Raw genomic sequence first — 17,789 nt, forward strand, 5'->3', positions numbered from 1 at the left:
AAGGCTACTTCACTTCACGAACATCACCCGCATGCCGAGCTGCCGGCCTTCGGCACGGTCGAGCACGGTGATGGTGGCCTGGCTCGCCCTGAAGCCGTCGGGCAGCGGCTGGGTGCCGCGCACCACCTCGTGGCTGCCCACGGTGATGCTCACAGGCTTGGACACGACGCGCGACTCGGACGGCCCGGCGCCACCGCCGGTGATGGTGAGCTGCAGCACCGCGTTCATCGGCTTGGCACCGGGGCTGCGCGTCAGCGCCACCTCATAGGCCAGCGCCGCGCCCTTGCGCACGAAGCGCGCTGCGCGCACCTCGATCGTGCCGCCGCGCGGATCGGGCGGCAGCGCATCGGCGGTGAATTCGAGGTCCTGGCGCAGCTCCTCGGTGCCGGCGCGCGTGGCGGCGAGTTCATCGGCCAGCCGCTTCGATTCGGTCAGCGATGCGTCGAGCCGCTTGGTGGCCTCGGCCAGGTCGGCCGTCAGCCGTTGTCGCTGGGCATCGGCCTGCTCGTACGCGTTGCGCAGCTCGGTCGACGCGGAGGCGCTCAACCGCGGCGGCAGGTGCTTCTCCTGGACGTAGATCACCCCGGCCGCACCGGCCACGGCACCGAGCAGCAACAGGACCAGCCAGGGCGGCAGCGCCCAGCGAGAGCGCTGGCGGCCGTAGGACAGGACGACGGGTTTGGACGATCCAAACATCGGTGTCTTCTCGTGTTCTCAACAACCGCGCAGGGTAGCGCGCTTCGGGGTGGGCCATGAAACATGATGTGGCCGGCTCGGATACCCTTGACGAATGAGCTCATCCGACGCAGCACCTGCCCCCGTGAGCTTCGGCGAGGCGCTGCGCTTCTGGCTCAAACTGGGCTTCATCAGCTTCGGCGGTCCGGCCGGGCAGATCGCCATCATGCACACGGAGCTGGTCGAGCGGCGCCGCTGGCTCAGCGAGAAGCGCTTCCTGCACGCGCTGAACTACTGCATGGTGCTGCCCGGCCCCGAGGCGCAGCAGCTCGCCACCTACATCGGCTGGCTGATGCACCGCAGCTGGGGCGGCATCGTCGCCGGCGCGCTGTTCGTGCTGCCCTCGCTGTTCATCCTGATCGCGCTGAGCTGGGTCTACCTGCGCTTCGGCGACGTGCCGCTGGTGGCCGGCATCTTCTTCGGCATCAAGCCGGCGGTGACGGCGCTGGTGCTGCACGCGGCCCACCGCATCGGCTCGCGCGCGCTGAAGAACCGCTGGATGTGGGGCATCGCGGCCCTGGCCTTCGTGGCCATCTTCGCCTTCGACGCGCCCTTCCCCGGCATCGTGCTGGCCGCGGCGCTGATCGGCCACTTCGGCGCGAAGCGCGTGCCGGGCGTCTTCGCGCTCGGTGGCCCCGCTGGCGCCGCGAGTCAGGGCTACGGTCCGGCCCTGATCGACGACGACACGCCCACGCCGGCGCATGCGCTGTTCTCGAAGGCGCGGCTGGCGCGCGTGCTGGCCATCGGCATCGCGCTGTGGGCGCTCGGGATGGGCACACTGGTCGCCGTGAACGGCCTGCACGGCACGCTGGCTCAGATGGGCTGGTTCTTCACCAAGGCCGCACTGCTCACCTTCGGCGGCGCCTACGCGGTGCTGCCCTATGTCTACCAGGGCGCGGTGGAGACGCACCAGTGGCTCTCGGCCACGCAGATGATCGATGGCCTCGCGTTGGGCGAAACCACGCCCGGCCCGCTGATCATGGTGGTGGCCTTCGTCGGCTTCGTCGGCGGCTGGGCCAAGCAGGTGCTCGGGCCCGATGCGCTGTTCCTCGGCGGCGCGCTGGCCGCCGGCGTGGTGACCTTCTTCACCTTCCTGCCCTCCTTCGTGTTCATCCTCGCCGGCGGGCCGGTGGTGGAGGCCACGCACGGCAAGCTCGGCTTCACCGCGCCGCTGTCGGCCATCACCGCCGCGGTGGTCGGCGTGATCCTCAACCTGGCGCTGTTCTTCGCGTACCACGTGCTGTGGCCGCAGGGCTTCGGCGGGCGCTTCGACGCGTTGTCGGCGCTGGTGATCGCGGCGGCGGCAGTGGCACTGTTCCGCTTCAAGGTCGGCGTGATGCCGCTGCTGGGAGCCTGCGCGGCGTTCGGCCTGGCGGTCACGCTGGCCGGGCTGCGCTGAGCACGCGCTACTTTTCGCCGCGAGGACTGAAAGTCCTCGGGAAGACCACCGGCACGCGCCGGTCGCGCAGCCGGAACGCCAGCGCGGCACGGCCGGTGTCCGAGGTCACCGTGCCCTCCGCCTCGAGCAGGTCCGACGCGAGCATGCGCGTGCGAAAGCCGCTCTTGTCGACCGGCCGGCCAAGCACGATCTCGTAGATGCGCTGCAGCTGCGGCAGCGTGAACGGCTCGTCGAGCAGGAAGGCCGGCAAGGAGGTGTACTCGACCTTGCTGCGCAGCCGCTCGATTGCCGCGAGCAGGATCTCGGCATGGTCGAAGGCCAGCGCCGGAAGACGGCCGTCGACCTCGAACCAGCGCACGTCGGCCGCGTTGCCACCGCGCGCCAGCACCACGCCGCTGGCGGGCATCAGCGCCAGGTACACATGCGTGGCCGACCAGCCGCGCGGATCGCGAGCGGCGCCGCCCCAGCTGCCCAGCTGCTCGAGGTACGGGCTCTCGACGCCCGTCTTCTCGCGCAGGGTGCGGCGTGCGCAATCGGCCAGATCCGCGTCGCGCGCCACGTCGACGATGCCGCCAGGCAGCGCCCAGCGGCCGGGGAAGGGCTCGCCGCCGCCTTCCGGCCGCTGCACCAGCAGCACCTTCAGCACGTCGTCGAGCACGGTGAAGATGACCAGGTCGACCGTGGTGAAAGGCCGGGTGGATCCCCCGTTCGAGGGCAATCGTGGTGTTTTCCCGTTCATCGGCTTGCAGTCTGCCGCAGTTGGTTGTATTGTGCAACTCACAAGAGTTGTTCTGTACAACTCACGAGAAAGGAAGATCTCATGTTCGGCATCCGTTTCGTCAAGAGCCAGCCCACCGTTCACCTGCTGCAGTTCAAGGGCGGCCAGGTGGTGCGCGAGGGCGCGGGCCAGTCGTTCTTCTACTACGCACCGGCGAGCACGCTGGTGGCCGTGCCGGTGGCCAGCCAGGACCGCGCCTTCATGCTCGAGCTGACCACGGCCGACTTCCAGAGCATCACCGTGCAGGGGCAGGTGACCTACCGCATCGCCGACCCCCGACGCACCGCGGCGCTGATGGACTTCTCGCTGGCCGCGAGCGGCGAGGGCTACGTCAGCGACGACCCGCTTCGCCTGGGCGACCGCGTGGCGATGCAGGTCGAGGTGATCGTGCAGCGTTCGGTGCAGGCGCTCGAGCTGAAGCAGGCGCTGCGCGCTTCGGCGACGATCGCCCGTGCCGCCCAGCAGGAGCTGGCGGCGCAGGCCGAGATCGAGTCGCTCGGCCTGGAGATCCTGGGCGTGGCCATCGTCGCCGTGAAGCCCACGCCCGACATTGCCCGTGCGCTGGAGGCGCATGCGCGCGAGGCCAACCTCAAGGCCGCCGACGACGCGGTCTACACGCGGCGCATGTCGGCGGTCGAGAACGAGCGTGCGATCCGGCAGAACGAGCTGGACACGGAAATCGCGGTCGAGCAGAAGAAGCGCCAGATCCGCGAGACGCAGATGGACGCCAAGGCCGCGGTGCTCAAGCGCGAGAACCTGCTGCGCGACGAGCAGATGGCGGCCGACGTGGCGCTGGAAACCCAGCGCAGCGAACTCGTCGACGGCCAGGCCCGCAACGCCCGCGCACTGGCCGACGCCGAGGCGCACCGCGTCGCCGCCGTGGTGCAGGCGCTCGAGAAGGCCGACCCGCGGCTGGTGCAGGCACTCGCTGCGTCGTCGATGCAGCCGGGCCAGCTGATCGCGCAGGCCTTCGGCGGCCTGGCCGAGCGGGCCCAGCACATCGGGCAGCTGAACGTGTCGCCGGAACTGCTGCAGTCGCTGCTCGCCGCGCCCGCGGCGGCCAGGGGAGCGGTGTGATGGTCACGCCCAGCGAACGCAAGGTCGTCCTGGTGACGAGGCGCACGCGGCTGGAGGACCTGGTGGCGAAGCACCACACGCTCGCCCAGGCGAGGTTCTATCTCGAGCACCTCGGGGCGGACTTCGCCGACTACGTGCGCGAGAACGCCGCCTACGCGAAGAGCCTGGACACGGTGGTCAGCACGCTGCAGGGCTGGGGCCGCTGGCAGATGGTCGACCGCGGCTTCCTGACGAACTTCGTCTTCGGCGCCGACGACATCGTCGTGGCACTCGGGCAGGACGGCCTGGTGGCCAACACCATGAAGTACCTCGACGGCCAGCCGCTGATCGGCCTGAACCCCGAGCCGCAGCGCTGGGACGGCGTGCTGCTGCCCTTCGCGCCGGCCGACCTGGCGGCGCTGTTGCCCGAGGTGGCCGCGGACCGGCGCGGCGCGAAGGCGGTGACCATGGCGCAGGCCAGCCTCTCCGACGGGCAGATGCTGCGCGCCGTCAACGACCTCTTCGTCGGCCCGCGCACGCACACCTCGGCGCTGTACGAACTGCAGCTCGGGCAGCGCCATGAGCTGCAGTCGTCCAGCGGCCTGATCGTCTCGACCGGGCTGGGCTCGACCGCCTGGCTGAAGAGCGTGGTGACCGGCTCGTTCGGCATCGCCCGCTCGTTCGGCCGCGGCGCGACGCCGGACTACGCGCCCGAGCCCTGGGACTCGCCGCGGCTGACCTTCGCCGTGCGCGAGCCTTTTCCGTCGCGCTCGTCGAGCGCCGAGATCGTCTTCGGCCATGCCACACGCGAACAGCCGCTGGTGCTGCGGTCCAGAATGCCGGACCACGGCGTGATCTTCTCCGACGGCATGGAGTCGGACTACCTGCGCTTCACGGCCGGACTGCAGGCGACGATCTCCATCGCCGCCCGGCAGGGCCGGCTCGTCGTGTAATGGGAATCCAATGACCACCCACCTGCTCGTGATCGACCCGCAGAACGACTTCTGCGACCTGCCCTCCCCGTACACCCCGGCCTTGCCGGTGCCCGGCGCCGATGCCGACATGCGCCGCCTCGCCGACTTCGTGGCCGCTGCCTCCGACACGATCGATGCGATCACCGTGACGCTCGACTCGCACCACCGCCTCGACGTCGCCCACCCGACCTTCTGGCAGCGTGGCGACGGCAGCGCGGTGGATCCGTTCACGCCGATCAGCGCGGCGCAGCTGCGCGCCGGCGAGTTCGTGCCGCGCGACGCGTCTGCACGCGAACGCGTGCTCGCCTACCTGGACGCGCTGGAGGCCGGCGGCCGCTACACGCTGATGGTCTGGCCGGTGCACTGCGAGGTCGGCACCTGGGGCCACAACGTGCATGCGGCGGTGCAGGCCGCCTGCGCCGCCTGGGAGGAACGCCGCTCGCGCACGGTCGACTTCGTCTTCAAGGGTCTCAACCCCTGGACGGAGCACTACAGCGCCGTGCAGGCCGAGGTGCCCTCGCCCGACGATGAAGGCACGCAGCTCAACCGAGGCTTGCTCGATCGCCTGGCACGCGCCGATCGCCTGATCGTTGCCGGCGAGGCCGGCAGCCACTGCGTGCGGGCGACCGTCGAGCATCTCGTGGAACACGGCCTCGGCGACCGAGCCGACCGCCTCGTGCTGCTGACCGACGCGATGAGCCCGGTGGCCGGCTTCGAGGCGCAGCAGGCCACCTTCCTGGCCGCGATACAGCAGCGCGGCGCCCGCCTGGCCACGAGCATCGAACTGCTCGCCGAGCTGCTGCCTGCCTGAGCCACGCCATGTCCACAGCACCGATCAACAGCCTGCTCGACACCGATCTCTACAAGTTCACGATGTGGCAGACGATGCTGCATCGGCACCCGCAGACGCAGGCCGAGTACCACTTCGTCTGCCGCAACACGCCGCAGTTCCCGCTGAGCGAGCTGCTGCCCGAAGTGAACGAGGCGCTGGACGCGCTGTGCAGCCTGTCGTTCCGGCCCGACGAACTGGCCTACGTGCGCGGCCTTCGCTACATCAAGTCCGACTTCGTCGACTTCCTGCGCATCTTCCGCCTGCAGCGCGACTTCATCCGCGCCTGGGCCGAGGGCGAGACGCTGCACATCGTGGCCGAAGGGCCGCAGGTGCACGTCATGTTCTTCGAGATCCACGTGCTGGCGATCGTGCACGAGCTCTACAGCCGGCGCCTGGCCACGGCAGGAACCCTGGCCGAAGGCCGACGCCGCCTGGCCGCGAAGATCGAGCGGCTGCGCAGCTTCACCACCGAGTCTCGGCTGCGCCACCCCTTCGAGCTGTTCGACTTCGGCGTGCGGCGGCGCTTCTCCGGCGCCTGGCACCGCGAGGTGGTCTCGGCCTTCCGGGCCTCGCTGCCGGATCACTTCAAGGGCACTTCCAACGTGCTGCTGGCGCGCGACCTCGGCCTGGTGCCGATCGGCACCATGGCGCACGAGTACCTGCAGACCTACCAGGCGCTGGGCTACCGGCTGCGCGACCACCAGAAGGCCGCATTCGAAGATTGGGTGCAGGAGTACCGCGGTGATCTCGGCACCGCGCTGACCGACGTGATCGGCATGGACGCCTTTCTCGCCGACTTCGACCTCTACTTCGCCAAGCTGTTCGACGGCCTGCGCCACGACTCCGGCGACCCGGTCGTGTGGGGCGAGAAGGCGCTCGCGCACTACGAGAAGCTGCGCCTGGATCCGCACACCAAACGGCTGGTGTTCTCCGACGGCCTGGACATCGAGCGTGCGATCGCGCTGTACCGCCACTTCGGCGACCGGGCGCAGGTCGGCTTCGGGATCGGCACGCACCTGAGCAACGACCTCGGCCTGCCCACCCTGAACATCGTGATGAAGCTGGTGCGCTGCAACGGCCAGCCGGTCGCCAAGCTGTCGGACAGCCCGGGCAAGACGCTGTGCGACGACGAGACCTTCCTCGCCTATCTGCGCCAGGTGTTCGGCGTGAAAGCGCCCTAGGCGAGCCGCTCGCGCACCCGCTGCGCGGCCGAGCGCGGCAGCCGCCCGGTGACCGCGGCCGCCACGGGCTGGGCCAGCATGGCACCGAAGGCCTCGGCCAGGCGTGCCGCCGACACACGGCGCAGGCGCGCCAGCGACTGTGCACGCGGCCGCACGCGGCCGAGGAACAGCAGGTCGAGGCAGGCCTCCTCGACGCGCCGGTACGGCTGTTCCTGCGAACGCAGCGCGCGCACCGCGAGCTGATTGCGCGCGCGCTCGAGCTGCACCGCGTCGATGCCGCGCGCGTGCGCGCGCAACAGCTTGCGCACCTCGGTGCAGAACTCGTCGAGATGCTCCGGCCCGGTCGAGGCCTCGATGACGAACTGGCCCCAGCGGCCGAGCACGTCGGCCGAGCAGTGCGTGTGGTAGGCGAGCCCCTTGCGCTCGCGGATGCGATCGAGCAGTGGCGAGCTCATGCCTTCGCCGAGCACGGCCGCCGCCATCGGGCCGACCGGGTCGTCATCGACCAGCGCGCCGATCGGGTAGCCGATCACGACGTGCGTCTGGCTGCTGCCGACGAGCCGCTTCGACGCGACACCGCCCACCCAGGCCGGTTCGGTCAGCGTGTTCTCCTCCCCGGTCGGCAGGCTCCCGAAAGTGGCTTGCGCCGCGGCGAGCACCGCTGGCCCGTCCACGTCGCCGGCCACGCCCACCACCACGTTGGCGCCGCTGTACTGGCGCTGCACGTAGCCGAGCAGGTCGTCGCGGGTGAAGCGGCTGATGTTGGCGCGCCGGCCGATCACCGGCTGCGCGGCAGGGTGCGTGCCGAACGAGGCCCGGTCGAACAACTGGAAGGCGATGGTCAGCGGGTCGTCCTCGTCGTCAGCCACCTCGTGCAGGATGACGCGGCGCTCGCGCTCCAGCTCCTCCTCGGGGAACGTGCTCTCGCGCACGATGTCGCCGAGCATGCGCACGAAGCGCGGCGCGTGCGCCGCCAGGCCGCGCATGTGATACGCGGTATGGTCCTTGTCGGTGTGCGCGTTGACCTCGGCGCCGAGCCGTTCGGCATCGAGGTTGATGCGCTGGCAGTCGCGCGTGCGCGTGCCCTTGAAGGCCATGTGCTCGACGACGTGGCTGATGCCGTTCAGCCGCGCCGATTCGTGCGCGCTGCCGGTGCGCACGAACACGCTGACGCTGGCGCTGCCGATCCCCGGCATGGCGAGCACGACGACGCGCACGCCGTTGGCCAGCGTGGTGACGGTGGTGCCGGGCTCCTCGGTCTGGCGCATGCTCAGAACGCCGCCACAGAGCCGTTGCTCCGCGGATCGAAGCCGCCCATCAAGAGCCCGTTCGGTTGACGCACCAGCGCGCCGGCATGGCCCACCGATTCGTCCCAGTCGCCCAGCGACTCGACCTCGTGGCCCATGGCGCGCAGCGTGTCGAAGGTGGAGGCCGGGAAGCGCGACTCGAGCTTCAGGCTGTCGCTGGCCATGCCCCAGGTGCGGCCGAGCAGCCAGCGCGGCATCTCGATGGCCGCCTGCGGCGCCACGCCGAAACGCTGGATGCGGTTGAACACCGTGGCCTGCGTCTGCGGCTGGCCGTCGCCGCCCATGGTGCCGTAGACCATCAGCCGGCCGTCGGCCAGCTGCGCGAGCGCCGGGTTGAGCGTGTGGAAGGGCCGCTTGCCCGGCGCCAGCGCATTGATGTGCGCCGGGTCGAGGCTGAAGCTGCAGCCGCGGTTCTGCCAGTTCACGCCCGAGCCCGGCAGCACCACGCCGGAGCCGAACTCGTGATAGATGCTCTGGATGAACGACACGGCGCGGCCCTGGCCGTCGATCACGCCCATCCAGATGGTGTCGCCCGGGTCGGTGCGTTTCCCCCACGGCGCGGCGCGCTGCGGGTCGATGTTGGCGGCCAGCTCGTCGAGCAGTTCGTCGCGCAGCAGCGAGGCCGGCTCGATGCGCATGAAGGCCGGATCGGTGACATGCTGGTCGCGCAGCTTGAAGGCCTGCTTGGTGGCCTCGACCTGCGCGTGCACGAAGGCGGCGCCGAGCGGGTCGGCGTCCCAGCCCGTCAGGCGCTGCATGATGCCCAGGATCATCAGCGAGACCACGCCCTGCGAGGGCGGCGTCATGTTGGCGAGTGTCGCGCCGTGGATGGCCAGGGTCAGCGGATCGACGCGTTTGGCCTGGTGCGCGGCGAGATCGGCCGCGGTCAGCGGGCTGCCCACCGCGGCGAGTTCGGAAGCCAGCTGCCGGGCCAGTTCGCCGCGGTAGAAGTCCTCGGTGCCGTGCGTGGCGATGCGCTGCAGCGTGGCCGCCAGGCGCGGCTGGCGGAACAGGCTGAAGGCGGCCGGCGAGACGCCGCCCTCCAGGAAGGTCTCGGCGAAGCCGGCGATCGGCGCCAGCTCCGCGCGCTTGGCCTCGGTGCAGGCCCACTGGCTGTGCGTCACCGGGATGCCTTCGCGGGCGTACCAGAGCGCGTCTTCGAGCAGGCGCGACAGCGGCAGCGTGCCGCCCCATTCGCGTGCCAGCGCATGCGCCGCGCCCCAGCCCGACACCGTGCCGGCCACCGTCAGCGCGGCAACGCCGCCACGGAACGGGATGCTGCCGCTCACGCCACGCTTCGCGTAGTTCTCGATCGTCGCCGCCGCGGCGCTGGCGCCGCTGGCGTCGATGCCCTGCAGCGCGCCCGTCGGCCCGCCGATGACCCAGAAGCCATCGCCGCCGATGGAGTTCATGTGCGGGTAGACGACCGCGATCGAGGCTGCCGCGGCGATCATCGCCTCCAGCGCGTTGCCGCCATCGCGCAGCACGCGCAGGGCGGCTTCCGAGGCCAGGCTGTGCGGCGCCACGGCAATGCCACGGCGGCCGAGGAAGGATTGGGTCATGCGGAAACTTCCGGTGATCGTTGTCAAGGACGGAGCGCGAACATACCAGCAGTGCGCCGGCGTCGCCCGCCTATCATCGCCGCATGTCGCCGTTGACCTCGCCGCAGGGCGCCGCTGCCGAACTGGCCCGCAACGCCGGCCAGTGGCTGATGGGCTGGTGGCGCACCATCCACCTGGCCGCGCTGCTGACGGTGCTGGCGCTGTCGCCGGCCAGCTACGCGCCGGAGAACCGCCGCGCCATGGCGCGCCACCTCTACCTGGGCACCACGCAGTCGCTGGCCTGGTTCACGCTGCTGAGCCTGCTGATCAGCATCGTCGTCATCCGCATCGTGCTGGTCACGGCGGTGAGCTACGGGCTGTCACAGTACGCGCTGGAGATGGTCGTGCGGGTGCTGGTGCTCGAGCTGATCCCGCTGGCCGCCGCGCTGTTCGCTGCGCTGCGCTGCACGATGCCGCTGTCGGCCGAGATCGCCACGCTGCGCAGCGGTGGCGGCTGGGATGCGCTGGCCGCTCAGGGCATCGACCCGCTGCGCCAGGAGGTGCTGCCACGCGTCGTGGCGGGATCCTTCTGCGCACTGATGCTCGCGGCGGTGAACAGCGTCGTCACGCTCGTCGTGGCCTACCTCTCGGTGTACGGATTCACGATGGCGGGCTTCGACGCGTACACCCACACCGTGGGCCATGTGTTCAGCCCCGCCGTGTCGATCATCTTCCTGCTGAAGATCCTGTCGCTCGGCCTGGCGGTGTCGCTGATGCCGATCGCCTCGGTGCTCGACACCGTGGCGCGCCGCCGCGCCAACACCAGCGCCGAACTGCAGGGGCTGGTGCGCATGTTCCTCGTCATCGTGATCATCGAGGCCGCCTCGCTGGTGGGCAACTACTACTGACCGCATGAACGACGACAACCGTCCCCCGCGCCCCGCGCCGGCCAACAACCTGGAACTGAAGGCCGCCTTGCTGCTGGCGCTGTTCGTCGCGCTGGTGGCCGCCACCGTGCTCTACCTGATGTACGCACGCGGCAGCTTCGAGGCCACGCAGCGCCTGGTGCTGGTGGCCGACGATTCGGAGGGCGTGCGTGTGGGCATGGACATCACCTTCTCCGGCTTTCCGATCGGCCGCGTGCGCCGCATCGAGCTGGCGCCCGACGGCAGCGCGCGCATCCTCATCGACGTGCCGCGCAACGACGCCCACTGGCTGCGCGAGAGCAGCGTCTTCACGCTGGCGCGAAGCCTGGTCGGCAGCGCCAGCCTGAAGGCCTACTCCGGCGTGCTGAGCGATCCGCCGCTGGCCGACGGCGCCGAGCGCAAGGTGCTCATCGGAGATGCCACCGCCGAGCTGCCGCGGCTGGTGTCGGATGCGCGGGCCTTGATCCAGAACCTGACGCAGCTCACCGCGTCCGACTCCGCACTGGCCGCCAGCCTGGGCAACGTGCGCACGATCACCGAGCGCGCCACCGGGCCGCGCGGCGCCTCCGGCCTGCTGCTCAGCGAGCCCGACGCGAAGAAGATCAGCACGTCGCTGGACCGCGTCAACAGCCTGCTCGCGCGCATCGACGGCATGGCCGCCAAGGCCGACACGCAGGTGCTCGGGCCGAAAGGCCTGGTCAACGAGGGCCGCGCCACGGTGGCCCAGCTCAATGCGCTGCTCGGTGACGCGCGCGAGACGCTGAAGAAGGTCGACGGCGTGCTCGCCGAGGCGCAGGCGGTGGCCGGCAACGTGCGCGGCGCCACCACCGACCTGGACGCGCTGCGCCGCGAGGTCGACACCACGGTGCGCAAGGTCGAGTCGCTGGTCGACGAGGTGAATCGCAAGTGGCCGTTCGCGCGCGACACGGAGATCAAGCTCAAATGAGCGCGCGCCTCGTGATGCTCGCCACCGCGGCGCTGCTCGCCGCCTGCTCGAGCGCCCCGCTGCCGCCCGACTGGCAGCTGCAGGCCAAGCCGGCGCTGGAGGGCGCGGTGTCGGCCCAGCTGCAAGGTGACAGCGGCGTCGCGCAGCGCGAGTTCGAGCGGGCGCGCGCCCTGCTCGCCCGCACCGGCCAGCCCGGACTGGTGGCGCGCGGTGAGCTGATGCGCTGCGCGGCGCAGGTGGCGAGCCTGGATTTCGCGCCCTGCGCGGGCTTCGAGCGCCTGCGCGCCGACGCGCCTGCCGCGGAGCAGGCTTATGCAGATCACCTGGCCGGCCGTGCGCTGGCACCCGGCGCGATCGAACTGCTGCCACCGGCACAGCGCGCCCCCGCCTCGGCGATCGCGAGCAAGGGCACCGCGCCCTCGTTGCAGTCCGTCGAAGACCCGCTGTCGCGCCTGATCGCCGCCGCCCTGCTGTTCCGCGCCGGGCAGGCCGACCCGGCCACCATCGCACTGGCCGCCGACACCGCGTCCGCGCAGGGCTGGCGGCGGCCGCTGCTCGCCTGGCTGGAAGTGCAGGCCCAGTTGGCCGAGCGCGCCGGCGCGAACGACGAAGCTCAGCGGCTGCGCCGCCGCATCGCGCTCGTCACCGAGAAGCGATAGGCCTCACGCCGCGAGAAAGTGCCGCCGGTAGCGCGCCGGCAGTTCCGCCAGCCGCATCATCAGCGGCAGGTCGGCCGTGTTGAAGTCGGGGTCCCAGGCCGGCGGCCCGAGCAGCTGCGCGCCGCAGCGCAGGTAGCCCTTGATCAACGCCGGGGGCTCGACGACGAGATCGCTGCGCAGATCTTCCACCGGCAGGGCCAGGCGCGGGCGCACCTGCCACTCGATCGGCGCGAGGTGCGTCTGGCGCAACTGCTGCCACAGGCTCGCCGCGACATGGCCGCCGTCGCGCATGCCCACGCTGGCGCAGCCGATCATCGTCTCCAGGCCATTGCGCTGCATGAACTCGCCGAGCGCGCCCCACAACGCCAGGATCACGCCACCAGCGCGCCAGTCCGGGTGCACGCAGGAGCGCCCCAGCTCGACCATGCGCGCGCGCAGCGGGCGCAGGCGGGTCAGGTCGAATTCGGTGTCGCTGTACAGGCCGCCGACGCGGCGGGCCGCCGCCGGCGTGAGCACGCGGTAGGTGCCGATCACCGGGCCGGGTTCGCCGTCCGCGCCGGCAGGCGCGCGCACCAGCAGGTGCTCGCAGAACGGGTCGAACATGTCGACGTCGTGCCCGGCCGGGGCACCGACGGGCAAGGTCAGTCGGGCACCCATTTCATCGACGAAGACGGCATGGCGCAGGCGCTGCGCCGCGCGGACATCAGCCTCGTCGCGAGCCCAAGCCACCTCGAGACGGGGTGATTGAGAGCTGGGATGAAGCGACCTCCGGTGCGCCGCGGGCGCCAGCAGGTCGGACAGGGGCAAGGTGGGCAGGGGCAGTTCCCGCATCGGTTTCTCCGTGACTGCCCTGCATGCTCGTGGCCGGCCGTGACGCGGCCGTGAACGGCACGTGACGTCCCGGTGACGGCATCGACGTCACTGGGTCGGAGGTCTGCGGAAAGCGGTAGATGCGCTCGTTCAGGTGGCGCGCCACCTCGACGATGTCGTCGTCGTTCCAGCCAAGTTGCGCCACGCTCTGCCAGCGGCGCACGAGTGCCTTCAGGCTCGCCCAGTCGGTGGCCAGGCGCTGGTCGCGCCAGTGCATCTGCGTGGTGTGACAGGCGATGCAGTGCGTCGAATACAGCAGTTCGCCACGCGATTCGGCCTGGGCCGGCAGCGCGGCGAGGCCGGCAACGAGCACCGTGACGAGAGCGGCAGCGCGGGAAAGGAAGGTGTGCATGCCGGCAAGCATGGACCGCCGCGACACGCCGCGGCTTGATCGGGCACAAGCGCGCCGGGCGCGCGTTTCAGGCCGGATGCGCGGGGTCGACCCAGGCCACGTTCTCGGGCGGTTCGGCCGGCTCGATGTCGAGGTTCACCGCCACCGCCTCGCCGTCGCTGCGCACCAGCACGCACTCGAGCGTCTCGGTCGGGCTGGCGTTGATCTCCTGGTGCGGCACGAAAGGCGGCACGTAGATGAAGTCGCCTGGGCCGGCCTCGGCGGTGAACTCGAGCTTCTCGCCCCAGCGCATGCGCGCGCGGCCCTTGACGATGTAGATCACGCTTTCCAGCGGTCCGTGGTGGTGCGCGCCGGTCTTCGCGTTCGCGTGGATGTGCACCGTGCCGGCCCACAGCTTCTGCGCGCCGACGCGCGCGAAGTTGATGGCCGCCTTGCGGTCCATGCCCGGCGTCTGCGCGGTGTTGGCGTCGAGCTTGTCGCCGGGCACGACGCGCACACCATCGTGTTTCCAGTCGGCGCTGTGGGGAGGGGCGGTGCTCATGCCCTGCTCAGCGTGGCTTGCGCCCGAACAGGCTCTGCGCGGGCTCCGGTCGAGCCGCCGGGTGGCTGCGCGTGACCATCAGGTTGGCGGTGAGGTACAGCGCATTGAGCAGGCGTGCGCCGCGCTCGACGCTCATGCCCGGCCAGTCGCTCAGGCTGCGCAGCGAAGCGGCCTCGCGACGCAGGCGGTCGGCCGATGGGCCCAGCGCGCCAGGCAGCGGCAGGTTGTCGACGCGCGGGTGACGCAGCACGCGGTAGGCCGCGGTGCCCGCGATCTCGCCGAGCAAGCGGCTGCGCGGGCCATGCAGGGCCAGCCGCCAGAGTGCCGGCGCGAGCGGCCGGTAGGTGGCGTCCGAGGCAATGCGTTCGCGCATCGGGTGGCCGGGCGGGCGCACGCCGGCCGGCTCCACGCTGAGCGTGGCCAGGGTCGCCAAGCCGGTCTCGCTGGCTTCGAGCAGCGTGCGCGGCGAGTGGTAGAGCATCTGCGCTGGGAACAGCGTCACCGGCCAGACCAGGTCCTCGAAGGCGAGGTACACCAGGGCCGGCTCCTGCAGGCGAACGCAGGCGGCGATGACCTCCAGCGCGTCGCCTGCCTCCTGCTTGCGCTCCAGCGCCGTGAGCTCGGCCTGCAGCGTGGTCGAGAGCACCGTCTGCCGTTCCAGACCGCGCAGTTCGCCCTGCGCCGCCTGTTCGCGCAGGCGGTCGAAGGCGCTGATGCGCCACAGGGTGGAAGGCTCGAATTCGGGGTTCATGGCAGCGACCTGGCAGCAAACGACCGAAGTGAGTCTGCACCCCGGCGCTTAGTTCGTTCTGAAGATTCTGCCTCGCCGCCCGGGCTGGCCCTGGCGGATCCCCCTTCGCGCGTCCCGGACGATCAGCGCGACAGCAGCCCGAACAGGCTTCGCCGCGGCTCGGATCGCGCCGAAGAATGGCTTCGCGTGACCATCAGGTTCGAGCACAGGTACAGCGCGTTGAGCAAGCGCGCACCGCGCTCCGCGCTCATGCCCGGCCAGTCGGCGATCTGCTTGAGCGATGCCGCCTCACGCCGCAGCCGGTCGGCCGCAGGAGCGATCGCGCCGGGTAGCGGCAGGTTATCGGTGCGCGGGCTGCGCATCGCACGGTACGCGGCAGTGCCGCCGATCTCTGCCAGCAGACGGCTGCGTGGCCCGTTCAGCGCCAGGCTCCACAAGGCCGGGCCGAGCGGCCAGTAGGAGGCATCGGCTGCCACGCGGTCGCGCATCGGGTGGCCGGGCGGGCGCAGCACCGCAGGCTCGACGCTGATGACGGAGGCACCGGCCAGGCCCTTCTCCGACGCTTCGACCAGCGCGCGCGGCGCGTGATAGAGCATCTGCGCGGGAAACACCGTCACCGGCCACACGAAGTCGTGGCAACGCACGTAGATCAGCGCCGGCTCCTGCAAGCGCAGGCAGGCTGCGATGACTTCGAGCGCATCCGACGCTTCGCGGCGGCGCTCCAGTTCGAACAGCTCGGCCTGCAGCGTGCTGGACAGCAGCGTCTGCTGCTCTGAGCCATGCAGCCCGCCCATCACTGACTGCTCGTGCAGCCGATCGAAGCAGCTGACACGCCACAGGGTCGAGGTTTCGAAGTCGGCGGGCATGGCATCTCCGGAAAATGGAGCGATATAAATGGCTATTATGCACATTTATTAGTCGCGTGCCAAACGCGTCATTGCCGCGACGAGGCCCGCCAATGGCAGCAGAACCGACTGGGGCAGGCCCATCGCCAACAGCGTCGCGCCACCGACACCACACCAGATCAGCGGCACCAGCCAGACCCCTGCGCCGAAAGGCCGCGGCGTGTCGCCGAGCAGCAGCAGAACGCCCAGCGTGCCCAGCACCGTGGCATCGGGCGTCAGGCCGAACACCTCGGCCTCCTGCCAGGGCCGGCCGCAGGCCACGCCGAGCAGCGGCATCAGCGTCACGGCACCGACCAGCAGGGCGAATCCGGTCGGCGAGCGCCGCGCCGGCCCCGGGGCGAGGCGCCAGGCCAGTGCGAGCATCAGCACGGATTGCACGGCGAAGGCCGCGGCGAACCACGTCGCGGCCCAGTTGATGGCCGCATAGCGCTGCAGATGGAAGGCCCAGGCCACCCAGGCCCAGGCGATCGCCAGCGCCACGCAGCTGGCCCGAGGGGCCCAGGGCAGGCCGCGCCACATCGCGACGAGCAGGCCGAGGCCCAGCCCCAGAACCAGCGGCTGCGCGGGCCACAGCCAGGCGTTGTAGAGCTCGATCAGGCGAAACCAGGTGCGCGGCGAAAAGAGCAGGAAGTCCGACAGCCGGTAGGTCCACCACTCGCTCATCCGGCGGCCCTCCGGCCCGTCGGGCTAAAGCGCGGCCACGTGCGCGGCCATGCGCGCGCGCATCGCCGCGTCGGGCAGCACGCCACGCGCCGCGCCGAGGTTCTGGCGCACGTGGGCCACGCTGCTCGTGGCCGGGATCGCACAGGTCACGGCCGGGTGCGAGACGATGAACTTCAGCGCGAACTGCGCCCAGCCGTCGCAGCCGAGCTCGGCCGCCCAGGGCGGCAGGCGGTGGCGTTGCAGCTCGCGCAGCAGCGCCCCTTCGCGGAACGGGCGGTTGACGATGACCCCGATGCCGCGCTCCCGGGCCAGCGGCAGGATGCGCTGTTCGACGTCACGGTCGAGCAGGTTGTAGGAGATCTGCACGAAGTCGACCGGCTGGCTGCGCATCACCTTCTCGATCTCGGCATGGCGGCGGCCTTCGGAGGTGGTGATTCCCACGTAGCGCAGGCGGCCCGCCGCCTTCATCGCGAACAGCGTGGGCAGGTGCTCCTCCCACGCGAGCAGGTTGTGCACCTGCAGCAGGTCGAAGCGCGGCACGCCCCAGAAGCGGCGCGAAGCCTCGATCTGCTCCGCGCCTCTGGCGCCGGAGCCGACCCACACCTTGTCGGCGGCGAACACCGGTGCGGCGCGGCCCAGCTTCGCCAGGCCCTGGCCGATGACCGGCTGCGACGAACCGTACATCGGCGACGAATCGATCAGCCGTCCGCCGCCGTCGAAGAAGGCGCGCATGACCTCGGTGCTGGCCTCGCGTGCCACCGGGTCGTTGCCGACGTTGAAGGTGATCCAGCTGCCCAGGCCGACCAGCGGAATCGACTCGCCGCTGGACGGAATGGCGCGCGAGAGCAGCGGCCCAGAGGACGTTTGCGCGCGCAGGCTCAGGCCCGGCCAGACACTGGCCAAGGCGGCGATCAGCTGGCGGCGTTGCAGGAGCATGGCGATGCCGAATCGAGGGGATCAGCCGCCGGCCAGCTTGACGCGGTGGCCGGCCTCGGCGAGCAGCGTCGCGACGCGCTCGCGGTGGTCGCCCTGGATCTCCAGCACGCCGTCCTTCACCGCACCGCCCGCCCCGCAGGCGCTGCGCAGCCGCTTGCCCAGCGCAGAGAGGCCGGCCTCGTCGAGCGCCAGCCCGCGCACCAGCGTCACCGTCTTGCCGCCGCGGCCCTTGCTTTCGCGGCTGACGCGCACGATGCCGTCGGCACTGGCCGTGCTCGCGGCGGTCTTGCCGCAGCGGCAGGCCGCCTGCGGCTGGCGGCAAGTCGGGCACATGCGCCCGGCGTCGGTGGAGTAGACAAGAGCCATGGCCGCGGATTGTTCCACGCAGGCCCGGCGGAGCCCAGCGGATCTGTATGCGTATACAGTAGCCATGCACC

The 17,789-nt window shown here is 70.9% G+C and carries 20 protein-coding genes; 8 read left to right on the forward strand and 12 right to left on the reverse strand.

Going from position 1 to position 17,789, the window contains the following annotated elements:
- Positions 1–9: 9 nt before the first annotated feature.
- Entirely contained in the window at positions 10–696 is a 687-nt protein-coding gene (locus HZ992_RS17815) for a hypothetical protein (RefSeq protein ID WP_209383157.1), read from the reverse strand.
- 94 nt (positions 697–790) lie between these two features.
- On the opposite strand from HZ992_RS17815, the gene chrA reads away from it, so the two are divergent.
- Positions 791–2,134 carry a chromate efflux transporter gene (gene chrA / locus HZ992_RS17820; RefSeq protein WP_209383158.1) on the forward strand — a complete coding sequence of 448 codons (1,344 nt, stop codon included), beginning with the start codon at positions 791–793 and terminating at the stop codon, positions 2,132–2,134.
- 7 nt (positions 2,135–2,141) lie between these two features.
- On the opposite strand, the gene HZ992_RS17825 is transcribed toward chrA, so the two are convergent.
- The gene (locus tag HZ992_RS17825; RefSeq protein WP_209383159.1) at positions 2,142–2,873 is read right to left on the reverse strand and encodes an NUDIX hydrolase; all 732 of its coding nucleotides are present in this window, start codon (positions 2,871–2,873) and stop codon (positions 2,142–2,144) included.
- 81 nt (positions 2,874–2,954) lie between these two features.
- Between HZ992_RS17825 and HZ992_RS17830 the strand changes: the two genes are divergently transcribed.
- The 4 genes from HZ992_RS17830 to pncB are packed head-to-tail and all read left to right on the forward strand — an operon-like array spanning position 2,955 to position 6,955.
- Entirely contained in the window at positions 2,955–3,989 is a 1,035-nt protein-coding gene (locus tag HZ992_RS17830; protein ID WP_209383160.1) for an SPFH domain-containing protein, read from the forward strand.
- Positions 3,989–4,921, forward strand: a complete 933-nt coding sequence (locus tag HZ992_RS17835) for a diacylglycerol kinase catalytic domain-containing protein (RefSeq protein ID WP_209383161.1) — start codon at positions 3,989–3,991, stop codon at positions 4,919–4,921. The genes HZ992_RS17830 and HZ992_RS17835 overlap by 1 nt, the downstream gene beginning before the upstream one ends.
- A 10-nt stretch (positions 4,922–4,931) precedes the next feature.
- Complete coding sequence (locus HZ992_RS17840) at positions 4,932–5,753, forward strand: cysteine hydrolase family protein (RefSeq protein WP_209383162.1); 822 nt, start codon at positions 4,932–4,934, stop codon at positions 5,751–5,753.
- 8 nt (positions 5,754–5,761) lie between these two features.
- Positions 5,762–6,955, forward strand: coding sequence for a nicotinate phosphoribosyltransferase (gene pncB, locus HZ992_RS17845; protein ID WP_209383163.1), 1,194 nt, complete (start codon positions 5,762–5,764; stop codon positions 6,953–6,955).
- On the opposite strand, the gene HZ992_RS17850 is transcribed toward pncB, so the two are convergent.
- Together HZ992_RS17850 and HZ992_RS17855 are read right to left on the reverse strand one after the other, a co-directional pair.
- The gene (locus tag HZ992_RS17850; protein WP_209383164.1) at positions 6,952–8,223 is read right to left on the reverse strand and encodes a M16 family metallopeptidase; all 1,272 of its coding nucleotides are present in this window, start codon (positions 8,221–8,223) and stop codon (positions 6,952–6,954) included. The two genes, pncB and HZ992_RS17850, sit on opposite strands and share 4 nt — an antisense overlap.
- Before the next feature lie 2 nt (positions 8,224–8,225).
- Complete coding sequence (locus HZ992_RS17855) at positions 8,226–9,824, reverse strand: gamma-glutamyltransferase family protein (RefSeq protein ID WP_209383165.1); 1,599 nt, start codon at positions 9,822–9,824, stop codon at positions 8,226–8,228.
- A gap of 83 nt (positions 9,825–9,907) precedes the next feature.
- Between HZ992_RS17855 and HZ992_RS17860 the strand changes: the two genes are divergently transcribed.
- From HZ992_RS17860 to HZ992_RS17870, 3 genes are read left to right on the forward strand one after another with little or no spacing between them, the layout of a single operon-like run.
- The gene (locus HZ992_RS17860) at positions 9,908–10,711 is read left to right on the forward strand and encodes an MlaE family ABC transporter permease (protein WP_209383166.1); all 804 of its coding nucleotides are present in this window, start codon (positions 9,908–9,910) and stop codon (positions 10,709–10,711) included.
- Between the two features lie 4 nt (positions 10,712–10,715).
- Positions 10,716–11,675, forward strand: coding sequence for an MlaD family protein (locus HZ992_RS17865; RefSeq protein WP_209383167.1), 960 nt, complete (start codon positions 10,716–10,718; stop codon positions 11,673–11,675).
- Positions 11,672–12,334: a hypothetical protein gene (locus HZ992_RS17870; RefSeq protein WP_209383168.1), complete on the forward strand. Its 663-nt coding sequence runs from the start codon at positions 11,672–11,674 to the stop codon at positions 12,332–12,334. Before HZ992_RS17865 ends, HZ992_RS17870 begins: the two co-directional genes overlap by 4 nt.
- A 3-nt stretch (positions 12,335–12,337) precedes the next feature.
- Here HZ992_RS17870 and HZ992_RS17875 read toward each other — a convergent pair whose 3' ends face one another.
- The 8 genes from HZ992_RS17875 to HZ992_RS17905 all read right to left on the reverse strand — a co-directional run bounded on the left by HZ992_RS17875 (position 12,338) and on the right by HZ992_RS17905 (position 17,718).
- Positions 12,338–13,063 carry a GNAT family N-acetyltransferase gene (locus HZ992_RS17875; RefSeq protein ID WP_245213094.1) on the reverse strand — a complete coding sequence of 242 codons (726 nt, stop codon included), beginning with the start codon at positions 13,061–13,063 and terminating at the stop codon, positions 12,338–12,340.
- Complete coding sequence (locus HZ992_RS25835; RefSeq protein ID WP_245213095.1) at positions 13,038–13,568, reverse strand: hypothetical protein; 531 nt, start codon at positions 13,566–13,568, stop codon at positions 13,038–13,040. Before HZ992_RS25835 ends, HZ992_RS17875 begins: the two co-directional genes overlap by 26 nt.
- Positions 13,569–13,623: 55 nt before the next feature.
- On the reverse strand, positions 13,624–14,097 hold the full coding sequence (locus tag HZ992_RS17880) for a cupin domain-containing protein (RefSeq protein ID WP_209383170.1): 474 nt from the start codon (positions 14,095–14,097) through the stop codon (positions 13,624–13,626).
- Between the two features lie 7 nt (positions 14,098–14,104).
- Positions 14,105–14,848 (reverse strand): hypothetical protein, encoded by a 744-nt coding sequence (locus HZ992_RS17885; RefSeq protein WP_209383171.1) that lies wholly within the window; start codon positions 14,846–14,848, stop codon positions 14,105–14,107.
- A gap of 122 nt (positions 14,849–14,970) precedes the next feature.
- Entirely contained in the window at positions 14,971–15,714 is a 744-nt protein-coding gene (locus HZ992_RS17890; RefSeq protein ID WP_209383172.1) for a hypothetical protein, read from the reverse strand.
- Positions 15,715–15,762: 48 nt separating this feature from the next.
- Positions 15,763–16,416: a DUF6064 family protein gene (locus tag HZ992_RS17895; protein WP_209383173.1), complete on the reverse strand. Its 654-nt coding sequence runs from the start codon at positions 16,414–16,416 to the stop codon at positions 15,763–15,765.
- A 24-nt stretch (positions 16,417–16,440) separates the two neighbouring features.
- Positions 16,441–17,352: an aldo/keto reductase gene (locus tag HZ992_RS17900; protein WP_209383174.1), complete on the reverse strand. Its 912-nt coding sequence runs from the start codon at positions 17,350–17,352 to the stop codon at positions 16,441–16,443.
- Between the two features lie 21 nt (positions 17,353–17,373).
- Entirely contained in the window at positions 17,374–17,718 is a 345-nt protein-coding gene (locus HZ992_RS17905) for a translation initiation factor Sui1 (protein ID WP_245213096.1), read from the reverse strand.
- Positions 17,719–17,789: the final 71 nt, after the last annotated feature.

The organism is Rhizobacter sp. AJA081-3 (assembly GCF_017795745.1).
Lineage (GTDB): Bacteria > Pseudomonadota > Gammaproteobacteria > Burkholderiales > Burkholderiaceae_C > Piscinibacter.